Source organism: Mesorhizobium sp. M1295 (assembly GCF_040318135.1).
Classification (GTDB): domain Bacteria; phylum Pseudomonadota; class Alphaproteobacteria; order Rhizobiales; family Rhizobiaceae; genus Mesorhizobium.
The window spans coordinates 109,893-125,961 of the sequence record NZ_JAMYLU010000002.1 but is presented as its reverse complement, the minus strand read 5'-3'; the positions used below and the strand labels follow the sequence as shown (position 1 = coordinate 125,961).

Genomic DNA, 16,069 nt, shown 5'->3' with positions numbered 1-16,069 from the left:
GAAACGGCCGGATTCCACCGGGCTGACGGCGTGTCTTGTCATCTCGTCACCAGCTTCCCGAGGAGCCGCCGCCGCCGGACGAACCGCCGCCGCCGGAAAACCCGCCACCGCTTGAACCCGACGACCATCCCCCGCCGGAACCTCCCGACCAGCCGCCGGACGACCGCCGGCTCGGCTCGAAGGTCATGCCCAGCCAGCGATAGCGGCCGGGACCGATCTTCTGGCCGAAGATCGGCGGCAGGATGGAGGCTGCGAGGCCGCCGAAAAAGATGATTGCCCAGATGGCTATGAAGATGGTGAAGAACAGATCGTCGCTGTTGAACGGCGGCTGCTGGTTGCGTTCGCCGCGCGCTTCCAGCTCTTCGGGATTGCCTTCCAGCACCATGATCATGTCGTCGAGGGCCTTGCTGATGCCGCCGGAGAAATCGCCGGCACGGAAGGCCGGCACCATGTCATTTTCGATGATCAACTTGGTGTGCAGGTCAGTCAGCGTGCCTTCAAGCCCATAGCCGACCTCGATGCGCATCTTGCGGTCGTTCGGCGCCACCAGCAAAAGCACGCCGTTGTTCTCCTTCGCCTGGCCGAGTTTCCAGGCGCGAAACAACCGGTTGGCGTAAGGCTCGATCTCCTCGCCGTCGAGGCTGGGAATGGTCGCAACGACGATCTGGTCCGAACCCTTGGTCTCGAAATCGGCAAGCTTCTGCGTCAGCGCCGCCTTGGTCGCGGCATCGATGATGCCGGCATTGTCGACGACCCGTCCGGTCAGCGCCGGCAATTCGGCCGCGAGAACGGTGAGAGGGAGGAGGAGAAAGCTTAGAACGAAGCCAAAAAAAATCCGGCCGGCATTTCTTCCCACCCCCCTCTGTGGGGAGATGGCCGGCAGGACAGAGGGGGGTGGGACGGAGTACAAGGCCAACGGGAACAGACCCGCTAAGCGCCGTTCACCCGCCCTGCTGCGTGCCGAAATCGACCTTCGGCGGCTGCATCTTGTCCTCCTCGATGGTGAAATTCGCAAACGGCTGGTTGCCGCGGAACCACAAGGTCGCCCAGATCACCGACGGGAAGGTCCTCAGCGTCAGATTGTACTCTCTCACCGCCTGGATATAGTCGCGGCGGGCGACCGTGATGCGGTTCTCGGTGCCTTCGAGTTGTGCTTGCAGCGCCAGAAAGTTCTGGTTGGCCTTGAGATCGGGATAGTTCTCCACCACCGCCAGCAGGCGCGACAGCGCGCTGGTCAGGCCGGCCTGGCTGTCCTGGAATTTCTTGAAGGCTTCCGGATTGTTCAGCGTTTCCGGCGTCACGGTCACCTGCGTCGCCTTGGCGCGCGCTTCGACCACGGCATCGAGCGTGTCCTTCTCGTGCGCGGCATAGCCCTTGACCGTGTTGACCAGATTGGGGATGAGATCGGTGCGGCGCTGGTATTGATTCAACACCTCGCTCCATGCGGCCTTGGCGTTTTCCTCAGCCGTCGGGATGGTGTTGTAGCCGCAGCCGGCAAGCAGCGGCAGCATGACGGCCATCACCAGGAACGCAGCTAAATTACGGAAGATTGGCGGTAAAGCAAGGCGCTGGACAAGCATGATAAGGTCCCCTCGATAGCATTGGCACGCGAAGCATTAGCACAATCCTTGCGCAAGAAAATGACTTCGGCCGAGAAGCGTTACTGGTTTCTACCATTCGCCGTCAGGCCCTGTGACAGACGAGGCGAACGGGTTAAGCTCGGGATGAAACGGGATATCACCATGGCGAAACGCCACGACAGCGACGCGGAATCGCGCCGCATCATCGAACGGGTGGCGCGCGAGACCGACCCGGGCGGCACCTCGTTCCTCGCACGAACCGCCAGAGGCGCGCGCGACCACGTCACAGCGGCCGATGCCGACCGATCGGACCCGATCGAATATTGGGGCACCCGTATTGGTCGGGCGGCAGGCTTGCTTATTGCCATCGGCCTGTTGATCTGGCTCGTGCTTTTCATCACCAGGGGCGGTTAGGACAAAGATCAATGAGCGCCGAAAAAGCCGACGCGCCGCGCGCGGTCATCGTCGTCTCCAGCCATGTCGCACGTGGCTCGGTCGGCAACCGTGCCGCCGTGTTTGCGCTGGAGACGCTGGGGTTTCCGGTTTGGGCGGTGCCGACCGTCATTCTGCCCTGGCATCCGGGGCACGGCCGGGCCACCCGCATCGTGCCGCCGCTGGACCAGTTCAAGGCGCTGATGACCGACCTCGAGCGCGCGCCGTGGCTGGGCGAGGTCGGCGCCGTGCTGTCCGGCTATCTCGGCGAGGCTGGCCAGGCCGAAGCCGTCGCTTCGCTGGTCGGCGCCGTCAAGGCGAAGACGCCGGACGCCCTCTATATCTGCGACCCGGTGATGGGCGATTCGGGCGGCCTCTACGTACCTGAGCCGACCGCAATCGCCATGCGCGACCGGCTGATGCCGATCGCCGATATCGCCACGCCCAACCGCTACGAGCTGGAATGGATGGCCGGAGCGCCGCTGCCCGACCTGAAATCGGCAATGGCTGCTGCCCTGCAAGCCGGCCCACCGGCCATGCTGGTCACTTCGGCACCGGCGATGATGGCCGGCGGCATCGGCAATTTGCTGCTCAACGGCAGAGAGGCGCTGCTTGCCGAACACCGGCTAATCGACAAGCCTCCGAATGGGCTCGGCGACCTGACGGCGGCCGTCTACCTGGCGCGCATCCTGTCCGGCCAAACGGCCGCCAAGGCGCTGCAATCGACCACGGCAGCGGTCTACGAGATCCTGGCGCGCACCGCCAAGCGCGGCGGCGACGAATTGCAGCTCGAGACCGATGCCCAGAGCCTGTCGCACCCGATGGCGATGGTGCAGCTTCGCCATCTCCTGCATCCGGGACGGGATCGCCGGGCGTGACGCAGGCCGAAGACGCCGTGCCCCAGGATGATGCGCCCAAGGGTGCTGCGCCCGACCATGTTGTGCCTGGGGATGTTGTGCCCGAGGATGTTGCGCCTAGGGATGTTGTGCTTGTCGGCGTCGACGGTTGCAAGACCGGCTGGATAGCCGTCCGCCGCGATTCCGGTGCCGCACCGTCGACAGCCGTTTTCCCAAGCTTCGCGGCGTTGCTCGACCAGCTACCCGTCAATGCAATCGTAGCGGTCGATATGCCGATCGGCCTGCCCGATTTCTCGCAAAGAGGCGGTCGCGGTCCGGAGGCGCTGGTGCGGCCATTTCTTGGCGCCCGGCAATCCAGTGTCTTTGCCATCCCCTCCCGCGCCGCGCTCTATGCGGAGATCGAAGCCTTCACCACGGTCGAAGCCTGGTACGCGGCACATCGCAGGGCAAGTGACGTGGCCAAGACGACCTCAGATCCGCCGCGCGGTGTCTCGATCCAGGCCTTCGGCATCTTTGCCAAGATCCGTGAGATCGATTCGCTGCTGATCGCGCGGCCCGAACTGCGCAGCCGCGTCTTCGAATCGCATCCGGAAGTTGCCTTCTGCAGACTGAACGGCGACCGGGCGATGCGTCTGCCGAAGAAGATCAAGGGCAACATCAATCCGGCCGGCATGGCCGAACGCAAGGCGCTGCTTGCCCGGCATGGTTATGGCCAGCATTTTCTCGACCAGAGGCCGCCGCGCGGCGCGGCCACCGACGATTTCCTCGATGCCGCGGCGATGATGCTGATTGCCGGCCGCATCGCCAGAGGCGAGGCAATGCCGTTTCCGGATCCGCCGCTCGCCGATCGTTTCGGCATTCCCGTCGCCATCTGGTCTTGAGGACCAGGGCTAACGTTTTAGGTGGCATGCGTCAGGAGCGTGATCTGAGCGCCTCGTTGAGCGCCCACATATCCTTCTCCTCGGGCGCGGTCTCCAATCCGAGCACGGGAATTTGCTTGCGCAAATGGTCGTGGTGGGTGCGCACGCCATATTCGAGATCGGAGAGGTAAAAACCTCCGAAGGCTTCTGACAGCATGGATTCGTTGGACCATATCGAAAGCTGTACATCTTCGGCCAGCGTGTCGCGGTCGATGCGGTAGGATAGGTAGCGGGCAGCCGCCTGCTCCCTGCTCTCGTCGCGATAGCGGTAGATGGCGCCGCGCAGCAGCGTCTCACCCGTCGACAGCGGGAACTCCTGATAGAACTGCACCGACTCCGGCATGATCGACAGCGCGTTGTTCGGGAAGATGCCGTAATAGATCCAGGCCTTGCGCAGGTGCTCCGGCAGTTGCTTCGCCTCGGGTGCGAGCTTGATGTATTGCGCGACGCTCCAGCGCCGTCCGGCATGCGGGTTGTAAGTGGCGAACGAGCGCGACACGCCGTTGACGAACGGCTCGTCGAAGTAGGTCGCGCCATAAAGATCCTGCAGCGCCGGATGCGCCATGGCGACGTGGTAGCCTTCATTGTCGACGTCGCGCACCGACTTCCAGTTGACCGGCGTCTTTTGGGTCCAGATGCCCCAGGACGGCACCATCTCGGCGACGCCGTAATGGGCAATCTCGGCTTCGATCGGCTTCAACAGCTCGGCCACGGATGGCTGCGGGCCACCCTTGCGGAAGCGGATGAAGATGAAGCCCATCCAGATTTCGAGCTCGAGCGGCATCAGGCCGAATTCGGTCTTGTCGAGGTCGGGGAAGGACCGCGGGCGGGCAGCGCCGCGCAACGTGCCGTCGAGATTGTAGACCCAGCCATGAAAGGGGCAGACCAGCGCATTCTTGCAAGTGCCTTGGCTATCGGCAACGACGCGACTGCCGCGGTGGCGGCACATATTGTTGAAGGCGCGCACCACGCCATCCTTGCCGCGCACGATCAGCGCCCGCTCGCCGACCACATCCATCGTCAGATAGTCGCCGGCGTTCGGCAGGTCGCAGACATGGCCGGCGATCTGCCAGTGATTGCGGAAGACGTGCTCTTTCTCGAGTTCGAGCAAGGCGTCGGAATGATAGCTCCAGCCCGGCAGGCCCCGCCGATCCCAATCGTTGGGGATTGCCACGTCACGCAAATGCGGGTTCATAAAAGGCTCTTATTTATTGAATGGCCGTTCAATACAAGCATATTTTCTGTTGAAATGCAATAGCTTGCGAGAATAGGGCGAATTCCCGACGCGAAATCGATCGGTAATTGAGAGCCGAGCTCGAACGATCGAAGCCGGGAAAATCCCGGGAATTCCGGGCGTTAATCCCCTTACGCTTGTTGAGCGCCCAGCCCTCCGTGGACCGGAAAAGTCGACGTGGATCCGGTGCCGTGGATAGCGGAAAACGAGCGCTGAATGTCACCGGTGCGGCCAGCTACGCATCGTCGGTTTGCCCCCGGAATGGCCGCGGGCCTGGTTTCATGCCGGTTACACAATCGTTAATCCATCATCGTTGGCCCGTTACAAGGTGCGGTTAAGTTCGTTTCAACAGGGAAAAGAAGAACACCGAAGGAAACGACGATGCCTACGAAAACCCAGATCACCGACAACGACCATCGCCTGCAGGGTCCGCAGCGCAACGACCGGCGCCCGAAGCTGGCGCTGCGCCAGCGCGCCAGCGATCACCCGATGGCGATGTTCCTGCTGCTTGCCGCTGCCGCGTTTGCCGGCATGGCGTTCACGCCGACCGTCGGTCCGGCCTTCGCCTCGCTGAACCCGCCGGTCAACCTCATCGACGGCGCGACGACCACGACCAAGACGGCGCGCCTGCCGATCCCGGACATCGATTTTGCCTGCAAGGGTCAGGCCTGGGGCGCCGAGAGCCTGGACTGCCTGCGCGCCATCGCTGCCCAGTCGGGCAAGGCACGGCCCGTCCGCATGATCGCCAACGCCGCCCCGCTGGCCGATACGCCGAACGTTTTTTGATCTTTTCGCGAGCGCCCTCCAGCACTCCAGTCAGGCTCCCGCCGCAATGTCGGCTGGGAGCCTTTTTTCTTTCCTTTTTGTCTCTCTGGGAGTCTAGCCGCCCAAAGCGACCTGCTCGGCAATGGCCGAGAGCACGCCGCGCACATCCAGCGTGCTGAACGGCTTTTCGAGGATTGGCGGCCGCTGCGGCGCCGGCAGCGCCTCGATTTCGCCTTTTGCGCCGATCAGATCGCCGGTGACAAGCACGAAACGCCGCGCCAGATCCGGCATTTCGGCAAGCAGCTCGCGATAGGCGGCTATGCCGCTGGTGCCGGGCATGCGCAAATCGGAAAACACGATGTCCGGCGGCATGTGGCCGCTCAGGGTCGCGGCGGCCGAGACCCAGGCCGGCACGATCCGCGACTTGATGCCCATCAACTCCAGAATGTCGGACAGCGACGCCGCGACATCCGGCTCATCGTCTATGATCAGCGCGTGACGCAAGCCGCTCGACCGCGACGGACTGTCGCCGGCGGCGACCGCGCCGGCAGCGATCGCCGGCAACTGCACGACAAAACGCACGCCTCTCGGCGAAACCTCCTCGAACCAGATATTGCCATTGTGCCGCTCGATGATCGATTTGGAAATCGACAGGCCGATACCGGTACCGACGCCGACTGGCTTGGTGGTGAAATAGGATTCGAATATGCGTGAGCGTATCGCTTCCGGCACGCCTGGCCCGTTGTCCTCGACCGAGAACCCGGGATTGCCGCGGTCGCTGCGAAACGTCCGGACCTTGATCCGCCGGTCGCCGGCAATGCCGGCCAAGGCATGCTGGCTGTTGATGAGGAAGTTGGCGGCTACCTGCGTCACGTGGTCGGCATCGGCCATGGCCAGCAGCGGGCCGCCGGCGAAATCGGTGTCGATGATGATGCCGCTTGATCGCGCGCCATAGGCGGTCACTTCGAGTGCCGCGCGGATCACCTGGTTGAGGTCGGTCTCGGCCTGCGCCGTCGGGTGCAGGCGGACCATCGACAGGAAGCTTTTGACGATACGGCCGCAGCGCTCGGCAGCGGCGCGCACCTTTTCGGCGCGTACTTTGGTCTGCGGATCGGCGGCGAATTCATGCAGCAGCGTCGACTGGGCGACGACCACGGCCAGCGGGTTGTTGAGCTCGTGCGAAACGCCCGCAAGCAGCGAGCCCATCGCCGCCATCTTCTCGTTCTGGTGCAGTTTTTCGCGCTGACGGTTGATTTCCTCCTCAGCGCGCAATCTGTCGCGCAGGTCGCGGATGGAGCCGAAGATCAGATGGCGATCGGCGACCCGCATCTCGGTCGCCGTCAGCTCGATCGGAAAAACCTCGCCGGCGGCATTCTGGGTGACCGTTTCGAGCCGCTGGCCGACCATCGGCGCGCCGCGGCCCGACATGTATTCGGCGCCCGACGCATAGCCTTTGCGGTAATATTCCGGCACGACCGTGTCGAGCAGGTCCTTGCCGAGGATATCGCTGCGTCGATAGCCGAACATCTTCTCGGCGGCCGGATTGAATTCGATGATCGAGCCGGTCTCGTCGATGACGATGATGGCGTCGAGCGAGGCCTGCAGCATGGTGCGGCGAATGACGTCACTGGCATGCGCGTCGGAGGGCGACCGTTCGATGGCGTCGCCAATGGCGAGTGCCACCATGTGCAGCGCCGCCTCTTCCTGGTCGGTCCATTCGCGTTCGTTGACGCAGTCGTTGACCGCCAGCGTGCCCCACAAATTGCCGTGCGAAAAGACCGACACCGACAGGAACGACTTGATGTTCTGCTTTTCGAAATCGGTCCGCAGAAAGCCTTCGAGATCGCGTGTGTGCCCGGCGAATATCTTGCCTTGGCGCTCGTCCTCCGCCAGCTGTTCCAGCAATGGGTCCGAATCGACGACCGACTGCATGATGACGGTCGGTGACGCCAGCTCGCCGCCAAACCGGGGGGCGATCCAATAAGCGGCGACCGACTGGGCGAAGCCCTGGCCGGGCAGTTCGCGCAGGCGAAACAGGATGCCGCGGTGACAATCCATGGCTTCGCAAAGCGTTTGGAGGATACCCTCCATCTCGCGCTGCCAGTCGCCGGCTTCGCGCAGCCGGCGAACCACATGCACGGCCGCCATCGCCGCGCCCTGCCTGGCGCCCTGCGAGTCCGCGCGTGCTGTTTCAGCCGTCATGGTCATTTCCTGGCCGTGGCTTGCTCAAGCCGCCAGGCCTCAGTTATTTTCGCCGGCTGGCAGCGAGAAGATATAGCCTTCGCCGCGCACCGTGCGCAGGAATTTCGGATTGGCCGGATCCGCCTCGATCTTCTTTCTCAGCCGCATGATGCGGATGTCGACGGCGCGGGACGATTCCGCGTCCTCGACGAAACCGATCGCCTCGGAGATCGCCGCCCGCGTCAACAGCCGGTTGGCGCGGGTAAGGAACACCTCCAGCACGTCGAACTCGCTCTTGGCCATGTCGATGACCGCACCGTTGGCGCCGGTGACGAGCCTGCCGTCGAGGTCGGCGTGAAAGGCGCCGAAGCTCACGGACCGGCGGCCACCGGATGTTTCAGCCTTGGCTTTTTGCGGTTCGGTCGGCTCCGGAACGCGGCGCAGCACGCTGCGCACCCTGGCCAGCACTTCGCGCAACTCGTAAGGCTTGACGATGTAGTCGTCAGCGCCGAGCTCCAGTCCGACGATGCGGTCGAGCGCGGTACCGGCGGCCGTCGCATAGATGATGCCGATCGGCATTTTCGACCGCATCCAGCGGCCGAGCGACAGGCCGTCCTCGCCCGGCATGGCGATGTCGAGAATGGCCAGATGGAAGGACTGGGCTTCCAACAGGTCGCGCGCCGCCGCCGCACTTTCGGCCGTGGCCACATCATAGCCGCTGGCGCCGAGATACTCGGCGACCGCGTCCCTCAGGTCGGGCTCGTCCTCGACAATGACAATTCGTGCCCGCACGATGCGTTCGCTCCCGCTTTCAGCGCAAAGTAGATTGGGTATAAACATGATGTCCAGCACTCTTCTTGGGTTGCCGTATGCGGGGTAGAAAAACATGGCTGCACGATCCGTCATCGCGCTTGTTTCCGTCGCTGAAGTAATTGCGACCGATCTCGCCGATCATCTCAAGCGACGCGGTCATGACGTCCGCGCCGCGCGACAGCCGTGGGAAGCCGAATCGCTGCTTTCTGAAAAAGGTATCGATGTCGTGGTTGTCGGCGACAGCGTCAGCCAGGCGGAGGGGCGCGACCTGCTCAGGCGACATGGCGGCGAAGGTGGACCGGATTTCATCCTGATCTGCCGCCCGGCCGATCTGGTCGACAAGGTGCTGGCGCTCGAGCTCGGCGCCGCCGACGTCGTCGAAAGCCCGCTCAATGTCAGGGAGCTTGCCGCCCGCGTTGGCGGCCTGCTGGCTCGGCGCGGCAGGAGCGCCGGGGAATTGATCGTGCTGGAGAACGCGACCGTCGATCTCCGGTCGGCCATCGTCATGCACCGCTCGGGCACGGAAGAACGGCTGTCCGCCGGGCAGGTGGCGCTGCTCAGGCTGTTCCTGGCCAGCCCGCGCAAGGTGCTGACGCGTGACGACATCATCGCCGCCGCGCCCGCCGAAAATGCCGAAGCCTTCGACCGGTCGATCGATTCGCGCATCGTGCGGCTGCGCCGCAAGCTCGACACCGAAACCATCACCACCATACGGGGTGCGGGTTACCGGTTCGATCCGCCAACGCAATTCGCCGATTGAATGCAGGACAGCCACCCCTTTTTTGAGTATCGGATTTTCCTAAAACCGGTTCCCGCTTTTGGGTCCGATGCTCTTTCCTCAGCGCACCACGAGAAGCGACGGGCCTGACGGCATGTCACTGTTCGTGCTGACCTCGCCGGCATGCGCACGTTCCTTCAGCAGCACGGTTGCGAGGCCGGCAATGCCGAGCAGGCCCTGCACGTAGAGCAGGGCAGACAGCACGGAAGCGGCGAATTTCGTTTTCATCCTGTTCTTTCCTCAAAATTGGGATTTACGGGCGCTTCAGGGGACCCCCCGAAGCGCCCGCGCCGCCAGCGGAGCCCCCCGTTGCGGCGCGGGCCTTCGGTCCTCTCGGCTGCAAGTTGCCGGAGGCGCCGCGCATCCTCAACGGCTCTAAGCCGCCCCCGCCAGAGGGGCTTGAGCCGGTCGACGCGCAGGCTGGAAACTGTCCAGACAATCCAGACCGTAGCGAAAACAGTGTTGGCTTCCGATCGTTCGTTGCCCGCTGTTTTCGTTACGTCAACTTTGCCCGTTCGCTGTATCCGGATCATGCCGCCGAGGCCGCGCTTTGTTGCAGCTCGGTTTCGGAGTCAGGTGGAATTCCTCTCAAACGAAAACAATCGCGTATTCGTGCCGCGGTTTGGCTGATCCGCTTAGGCAAACACGCCGCCGCTGTCATGACGACGTCCAACAGCTATAAGCCGCTTTGCACGGCGTTTTCTGTTAACCAGGGGAAACAGAATCGAAACACAAACGAGCATCTAGCGAAATCGGCTCGAAACATGACGCCCCGATAAGCCGGTCATCGAATTGAGCCGGCCCCGACCGGCAGAATAGGGGAGACATCATGTACACCGCCATTTCCGCCAAGCTCATCAACATCGCCGCCGCCGTCATCACCGGTGCTGCCTTGCTTGTCAGTGCCGGCAACAGCGCAGCCCACGCCGCCGCCAACAAGATCGTCGCGCGTGTGTCGCTATCGCAGCAGACCATGGAAATCCTGGTCGACGGCCGGCCGACATTCGCCTGGAAAGTCTCGACCGGCGACAGGACGCACGTCACGCCGACCGGTTCGTTCAAGCCGACCCGCATGCATGAAATGTGGTATTCGAAGAAATACGACAACGCCCCGATGCCGCATTCGGTGTTCTTCAGCGGCGGCTACGCCGTACATGCGACAAGCGCCATCAAGCGCCTCGGCCAGCCGGCCTCGCATGGCTGCGTGCGTCTGCATCCGGACAACGCCGCCGATTTCTATCAGCTCGTCGAGGTCTTCGGCCCGGCCAACACCAGCATCGTCATCGTCAAATGAGCGATGCTTTTCGTAGCTCCCAAGAAAGGCCGGAAATCCGGCCTTCTTTATTGTGCAATGTTAGTACAATCTAATCCGGCATCACCGGCATCAGCTTGGGGTCCGGCTTTTCGGCGTGATGCGGCAGGTCCTTGCTGGCGATAAACGTGTAGAACATCGGCACCACGAAGAGCGTGAACATCGTTCCGACCAGGATGCCGGTGAAGATCACCAGGCCCATCGAATAGCGTGCCGCGGCACCAGCGCCGCTGGAGATGATCAGCGGCACCACTCCGAGCGCCATCGCCGCCGTCGTCATCAGGATCGGCCGCAGCCGCACCTTGGCCGACGCGATGATCGCATCGCGCCGCCGCATGCCGTGCATTTCACGCTGCTGGTTGGCGAACTCGACCAGAAGGATGCCGTGCTTGGTGATCAGGCCGATCAGCGTAATCAAGCCGACCTGGGTGTAGATGTTGAGGGTGCCGAGCCCGACATTAAGCGGCACGATCGCGCCGAAGATCGAGAGTGGCACCGCCATCATGATGATCAACGGATCGCGGAAACTTTCGAACTGCGCCGCCAGCACCAGATAGATGACGAGAACGGCTGCCGCGAAGGCGATGATGATCGTGTAGCCCTGTTGCTTCTCCTGCCGCGACTGGCCGGTATAGTCGATGAAGAAAGTGTCGGGCAGGCTCTCCTTGGCGATATCCTCGATCGCTTTCAAACCGTCGCCGGTGGTGACGCCAGGCAGCGGCAGGGCGGAAATCGTTGCGGAATTCAACTGGTTGAACTGCTCGATCGCCGCCGGCGACGCGTTGGTCGAGATCTTCACCACCGCAGAGAGCGGCACCATCTCACCCGAGACGCTGCGCACGAAATACTCCCCCAGTTTTTCGGGATTGTCGCGAAAGCTCTGCGGCACCTGCGGGATGATGTCGTAGCTGTTGGATTCGCGGTCGAATTGCGCCACCTCGGCGCCACCGACCAAGAGGGTCAGCGTCCGGCCGATATCGGCGATCGGCAGGTTGAGTGCCGCGGCGCGGTCGCGGTCGATCGTCACCGTCACTTGCGGCGCATCGTAGGACATCGAATTCTGCACCGCGAGGAAGCGACCGGAGGCCTGCGCCTTGTTCTTGATGTTCTCGGCCGCCTCGTACACTTGGGAGGCCTCGCCGGTCGAGCGCACCACCATCGTGATTGGCAGGCCGCCGCCGGAGCCGGGCAGTGTCGGCGGTGCGAAGACGAAAGCCTCGACGCCCGCCACCTTGGCAAGGCGGGCAGTGATGTCTTCCTGAAGTTCCTTCGAGCTGCGCGCGCGCTCGGCCCAGTCCTTGAACGCAAAGCCGACGAAAGCGCTGTTCGTCGGGCCTTGGAACGCGACGGCGGAGAACCGCGCCCTGGTTTCGGGGATATCATTCACTAGCCCGAGAATCTGGTTCACATAGGTCTCGGTGTAGTCCGACGTCGCATAGCGCGGTGCGTTCACAATAGACAGCAAGAAGCCCTGGTCTTCTTCCGGCGCCAGTTCGCTCGCGGTCTTGGTGAACATGAAGCCGGTCGTGGCGACCAGTGCGATGACGATCATCAGCGTCACCGGGCGATATTTCAGCGAGCCGCTGACCAGCCGCTCATAGACGTTTTCGACGCGCCCGAACGTGTTGTCGACAATGCGCTGGAAGCGGCTGTGCGAGCCGGCCCTCAGGATGCGTGCCGACATCATCGGCGTGACGGTTAGGGCAACGACACCCGAAAGGACCACCGAGCCGGCAAGCGTCACTGCGAATTCGCGAAACAGTGCGCCTGTCAGGCCGCCGGTGAAGGCCAGCGGCGCGAACACGGCGGCCAACGTTATCGTCATGGCGACGACGGCGGAGGAGATCTCCCGCATGCCGTTGAAAGCCGCCTGCATCGGCGACAAGCCGTCTTCCTCCATGTGGCGGTGGATGTTTTCCACCACCACGATGGCATCGTCAACAACCAGTCCGATCGCCAGCACCATGGCCAGCAACGACAAAAGGTTGATCGAATAACCCAAAGAAAACAGCAGGAAACAGACGCCGATCAGCGACAGCGGAATGGTCACGATCGGCATCAGCACCGAGCGGAACGAGCCGAGGAAGAGCAGGATGACGACGATGACGATGGCGACCGCCTCGCCGATGGTCTTGAACACCTCCTCGATCGACGCGCTGATCTGCTCGGTCGAGTCATAGACGATCTCGATCGTCATGCCGAGCGGCAGCGTCTCCTGGATCGTCGGCACAATCTTGTGGATCGCCGCCGCGGTGGTCAGTGGATTGGCGGCCGGCGTCGGAAAGATGGCGAGAAAGATGCCGGGCTTGCCGTTGAAGGTGACCCTGGTGTCGGTGTTCACCGCGGCGAGTTCGACGCGGGCCACGTCGCGCAGTCTCACCACATTGCCGTCTTTCGAGCGGAGCGGAAGGGCAGCGAAAGCCTCCGGCGTCTGCAGGGTCGAGCGAACCGTGATCGAGGAAGCCACATATTCGTTTTCGGTATCGCCGGGCGCGGAGAGGAAATTCGATTCGTTAATGGCGGTCAGCACTTCCGCCGCCGTCACACCGCGCGCCGCCAGTTTGATCGGGTCGATCCAGACGCGCATCGAATATTCGGCGGCGCCGAAAATCTGCACGTCGGCAACACCTTCGACCGTCGACATACGCGGCCGCACGACGCGCTCGATATATTCGGTGAGCTGTTCCGGCGTCATGTTCGGGTTCTGCATCGAGATGTACATCATCGCGAACTGCTGGCCGGTGCCCTTGACGATCACCGGGTCTTTGGTTTCGTCCGGCAGATCGCCGCGAACGCTCTGAACCTTCGACAGGACTTCGTTCAGCGCAACGTCGGGGTCGGAGCCGAGTTTCATCTGCACTGTCACGGTGCTGGATGACGGCCGGCTCGCCGACGTGACATAATCGATGTTTTCGGTCGAAGCGACAGCACGCGCGATCGGCGCGGAAATGAACCCCTGGATCAGGTCGGCGCTGGCGCCGGGATAGGCCGTGGTGATCGTGATGGCCGTTTCTTCAACCTCTGGATACTGCCGGATCGAAAGGTTGAAGATGCCCTGAAAACCCAGAAGCAGGATCATGCAGGCAAGCACGGTCGAAAGGACCGGGCGGCGGATGAAGAGGTCGGAAAAGCTCATTGCTGGGCTGCCTGCTGGTTCCCCGGCTTGCTCGGATCGATTGTGTTGTCGACGGCAACGGACATGCCGTTGGAGAGCCGGTTCTGGCCGGCGGTAACGACTTCGTCGCCGGGCTGGATGCCTTCCAGGATCTCGACCAGGCCGGCGTTGTGGCGGCCTGGCTTGACGAACACCTGGGCGAGCACGAGCTGCGGCTTCTGTTCTTCCGCTGCCGGTTTGGCTTCCGCTGCCGGTTTGGCTGGGGTAGCGCCCGGCTTTTCTTCGGGTTTTGCCGCGGGTGCTTCGGCAGCGGGCTTGGCAGCATCCGCGGCTGGTTTTTCTTCCGGCTTTGCCTCGGGAGCCGCGCCGTTGACTTCTGCGGATTTGGCCGGGCGCACCACGAAGACGAAGTCACCGTACAGGCTGGAGGTCAGCGCAGTCTGCGGCAGCGCCAGCACGTTGTTCTCCTCCGGCAGTTCGACACGCACCTGGACGAACTGGCCGGGCGTCAGCTTGCCTTCAGGATTGGCGACCTCCGCCCTCACCGTCACCAGCCGGCTCGTCGGGTCGATCTTCGGATCGATACCGCGGATGATGCCGGCGAACGGCATGTCGCCGCCGCCAATGCCCAGCCGCACCGTCTGTCCGATCTTCAGCAGCGGAAGCTGCTGCTCCGGCACGGTGAAATCGACACGCATCGTGTCCATGTCCTGCAAGGTCACCACGGCGGTGCCGGGTGTGAGATACTGGCCAATGTCGATTTTCGGAATACCGACGGTGCCCTTGAAAGGGGCCGTCAACTGCTTTTGGTCGAGCACCGCTTGCAGCTTGTTTACCTGCGCGGAGGAGACCGATGCTGCCGCCTGCGCCGTGTCCAGCGTAGCGTCGGTGCCGACCCCGCGCTTCTGCAGCTCAAGAGCGCGCATCAGCGTCGTCTGGTCGGATGTGGCTTGCGCCTTCGACGCCACGAGGTCGGCCCGCTCGACGGCATCGTCGAGCTGCAGCAGCACGGCGTTGGCGGCGACCTTCTGATTGGCATGAAACTGGATGTCCTTGACGATACCCGCGGTTTCGACGGTCAGGTCGACGCCGCGCACGGCACTGACAGTACCGATCGCCTCGACGCCGGGCGTCCAGGACATCGGTTTGACGATGACCGTCGACACGGTCGCGGCCGGCGGCTTCATGGTGGCGAAAAACTGTTTGATCGCATTGTCGCGGAACAGGTTGAAGCCGACGATGCCGCCGCACACCAGCACGAGCAGAATGAAGGCGATGATGAAGCGCTTGATCACGAACAGTCCCCTCGGCCATGGCCCAGCATAACGGTCGGATGACCGGAACACATACCTGTGACTGGTCCCAATTTCAAATGACGGCAATCTTACTGTACCGTCTGGACGGTCTTGTCAATTCCGCTTAAGCTAATGAATGGGGAACGATTGATGAAGGCCCGCAGAACAAATTCGCGCGAGAAGATCCTCGCCGCCGCCGCCGACGTGGCGCGCGAGACGGGTCCCGGCAGCCTGTCGCTGGATGCGGTCGCCAGCCGTGCCGGCGTGTCGAAGGGTGGTCTTCTCTACAATTTCCCGACCAAGGCGAAATTGATGCAGGCGCTGGTGGAGGATTATCTCAGCGCGTTCCAACAGGCGCTTGAGGCCGCCCGCACCAACGGCGTCAGCGGTGAGAGCCCGCTTGCGGCCTATATCAGGCTTTCGGCCGAGCATGCCGAGGAGTCGAAACCGTCGGCGACCTGGATATTTTCGGCGATTGCCGAGGATCCCGATTTCCTGACGCCGATAAAATCGTTCAGGCGGCAAGTGTTCGAGCGGCTGAAGGAGGAGACGCCGAATCTCAAGGCGCTGCTGGTCTGCTATCTCGCTATCGAAGGGCTTCGCAGCATGAACCTGTTCGGTTCGGACATTCTCTCCGCCGACGAGCGCCGGTTGCTGATATCGACCCTGCTGGAGATCGCGGAATAGATCAGGAACCACCGTCCAGCACTATCTGCTCCAATCTCAAAGTGCTCTGCCGTCACACAGGCTTCATTGTGCCGACATAGCGTCCTCCCATTCTTTGCTG

15 protein-coding genes are annotated in these 16,069 nt (G+C 62.8%); 7 read left to right on the top strand and 8 right to left on the bottom strand.

Annotation, left to right across the window (positions count from 1 at the left end):
- Positions 1-46 precede the first annotated feature (46 nt).
- Both NKH29_RS03650 and NKH29_RS03645 read right to left on the bottom strand, forming a co-directional pair.
- A complete protein-coding gene (locus NKH29_RS03650) occupies positions 47-856 on the bottom strand; it encodes a TPM domain-containing protein (protein WP_502895830.1) in 810 nt (269 codons plus the stop codon).
- Positions 857-941: 85 nt separating this feature from the next.
- Positions 942-1,580: a LemA family protein gene (locus NKH29_RS03645; protein ID WP_352999046.1), complete on the bottom strand. Its 639-nt coding sequence runs from the start codon at positions 1,578-1,580 to the stop codon at positions 942-944.
- 162 nt (positions 1,581-1,742) lie between these two features.
- On the opposite strand from NKH29_RS03645, the gene NKH29_RS03640 reads away from it, so the two are divergent.
- The 3 genes from NKH29_RS03640 (at position 1,743) to NKH29_RS03630 (ending at position 3,750) form a co-directional block, all read left to right on the top strand.
- Positions 1,743-1,994: a hypothetical protein gene (locus NKH29_RS03640; protein WP_023721310.1), complete on the top strand. Its 252-nt coding sequence runs from the start codon at positions 1,743-1,745 to the stop codon at positions 1,992-1,994.
- Between the two features lie 11 nt (positions 1,995-2,005).
- Positions 2,006-2,890: a pyridoxal kinase PdxY gene (gene pdxY / locus NKH29_RS03635; RefSeq protein WP_023721311.1), complete on the top strand. Its 885-nt coding sequence runs from the start codon at positions 2,006-2,008 to the stop codon at positions 2,888-2,890.
- Between the two features lie 107 nt (positions 2,891-2,997).
- Complete coding sequence (locus NKH29_RS03630) at positions 2,998-3,750, top strand: DUF429 domain-containing protein (RefSeq protein ID WP_502896312.1); 753 nt, start codon at positions 2,998-3,000, stop codon at positions 3,748-3,750.
- A gap of 31 nt (positions 3,751-3,781) precedes the next feature.
- Here NKH29_RS03630 and NKH29_RS03625 read toward each other — a convergent pair whose 3' ends face one another.
- Complete coding sequence (locus tag NKH29_RS03625; RefSeq protein ID WP_352480981.1) at positions 3,782-4,984, bottom strand: aromatic ring-hydroxylating oxygenase subunit alpha; 1,203 nt, start codon at positions 4,982-4,984, stop codon at positions 3,782-3,784.
- Positions 4,985-5,404: 420 nt separating this feature from the next.
- Here NKH29_RS03625 and NKH29_RS03620 point away from each other — a divergent pair, with 420 nt between their 5' ends.
- Positions 5,405-5,809 (top strand): hypothetical protein, encoded by a 405-nt coding sequence (locus NKH29_RS03620; protein ID WP_352480982.1) that lies wholly within the window; start codon positions 5,405-5,407, stop codon positions 5,807-5,809.
- Between the two features lie 93 nt (positions 5,810-5,902).
- Here NKH29_RS03620 and NKH29_RS03615 read toward each other — a convergent pair whose 3' ends face one another.
- Positions 5,903-7,990, bottom strand: coding sequence for a PAS domain S-box protein (locus NKH29_RS03615; RefSeq protein ID WP_031194628.1), 2,088 nt, complete (start codon positions 7,988-7,990; stop codon positions 5,903-5,905).
- A gap of 39 nt (positions 7,991-8,029) precedes the next feature.
- Complete coding sequence (locus NKH29_RS03610; RefSeq protein ID WP_502911209.1) at positions 8,030-8,809, bottom strand: response regulator; 780 nt, start codon at positions 8,807-8,809, stop codon at positions 8,030-8,032.
- A 46-nt stretch (positions 8,810-8,855) separates the two neighbouring features.
- Here NKH29_RS03610 and NKH29_RS03605 point away from each other — a divergent pair, with 46 nt between their 5' ends.
- Positions 8,856-9,542, top strand: a complete 687-nt coding sequence (locus NKH29_RS03605) for a winged helix-turn-helix domain-containing protein (RefSeq protein WP_352999044.1) — start codon at positions 8,856-8,858, stop codon at positions 9,540-9,542.
- 78 nt (positions 9,543-9,620) lie between these two features.
- On the opposite strand, the gene NKH29_RS03600 is transcribed toward NKH29_RS03605, so the two are convergent.
- Positions 9,621-9,788 (bottom strand): hypothetical protein, encoded by a 168-nt coding sequence (locus NKH29_RS03600; protein WP_023721318.1) that lies wholly within the window; start codon positions 9,786-9,788, stop codon positions 9,621-9,623.
- 601 nt (positions 9,789-10,389) lie between these two features.
- On the opposite strand from NKH29_RS03600, the gene NKH29_RS03595 reads away from it, so the two are divergent.
- Positions 10,390-10,854: a L,D-transpeptidase gene (locus NKH29_RS03595; protein ID WP_023721319.1), complete on the top strand. Its 465-nt coding sequence runs from the start codon at positions 10,390-10,392 to the stop codon at positions 10,852-10,854.
- A gap of 70 nt (positions 10,855-10,924) precedes the next feature.
- On the opposite strand, the gene NKH29_RS03590 is transcribed toward NKH29_RS03595, so the two are convergent.
- Together NKH29_RS03590 and NKH29_RS03585 are read right to left on the bottom strand one after the other, a co-directional pair.
- Positions 10,925-14,008: an efflux RND transporter permease subunit gene (locus NKH29_RS03590; RefSeq protein ID WP_352480983.1), complete on the bottom strand. Its 3,084-nt coding sequence runs from the start codon at positions 14,006-14,008 to the stop codon at positions 10,925-10,927.
- Positions 14,005-15,282: an efflux RND transporter periplasmic adaptor subunit gene (locus NKH29_RS03585; protein ID WP_502905034.1), complete on the bottom strand. Its 1,278-nt coding sequence runs from the start codon at positions 15,280-15,282 to the stop codon at positions 14,005-14,007. Before NKH29_RS03585 ends, NKH29_RS03590 begins: the two co-directional genes overlap by 4 nt.
- 150 nt (positions 15,283-15,432) lie before the next feature.
- Between NKH29_RS03585 and NKH29_RS03580 the strand changes: the two genes are divergently transcribed.
- On the top strand, positions 15,433-15,969 hold the full coding sequence (locus NKH29_RS03580) for a TetR/AcrR family transcriptional regulator (protein WP_352641294.1): 537 nt from the start codon (positions 15,433-15,435) through the stop codon (positions 15,967-15,969).
- Positions 15,970-16,069 lie beyond the last annotated feature (100 nt).